The 420-nt window shown below is 66.4% G+C and carries 1 protein-coding gene and 1 pseudogene; both read left to right on the top strand.

Features of this window, described 5'->3' with window-relative positions; genetic code table 11:
• The coding region (locus B3H86_RS00935) for an ExbD/TolR family protein (protein WP_292050686.1) at positions 1–198 on the top strand (198 nt) is incomplete at its 5' end.
• A 6-nt stretch (positions 199–204) separates the two neighbouring features.
• Positions 205–420 (top strand): annotated as a pseudogene (locus B3H86_RS00930) (energy transducer TonB); the annotation flags it as partial.

Here is a 420-nt window from a genome sequence, read left to right as displayed (position 1 = left end):
GACGAGGTGAGCTGGGAGCAGCTGCCCGTGCGCGTGGGCGAGGAAGCGGGCGAGAACGCCCGCGAAAAGCAGATCTTCATCCGCGCCGATGGCCGCGCCCCCTATCAGGCGGTGGCCCGCGTGATGGCGCGCCTGTCGGCAACGGGTTTCACCAAGCTGAACCTGATCACCGACACCGCCGAGGCGGCAGGGGCCTAAGGCTGGATGCGTAAGCCTTCCCCCGCATTGCTGGGTTCGATTGCGCTCCACGCCGGTGTGGTGGCGCTCAGTCTTGTCACCTTGTCCAACCGCAAGGTCGAAGAGCCGCGTCCCCTGGTGAACTCGGTTCCGGTCAGCATCGTCTCGGATGTGGTGATCGAAGCGGCCGCACCCGATAATCCCCAGCCCGAACCCAGCCCTGAAGACGGTTCGAGCTCGCCG

It is taken from the genome of Brevundimonas sp. UBA5866 (genome assembly GCF_002432125.1).
Classification (GTDB): Bacteria; Pseudomonadota; Alphaproteobacteria; order Caulobacterales; family Caulobacteraceae; genus Brevundimonas.
Note: the sequence above shows the minus strand (reverse complement) of the source record. Positions and strands in the feature narration are given on the sequence as shown.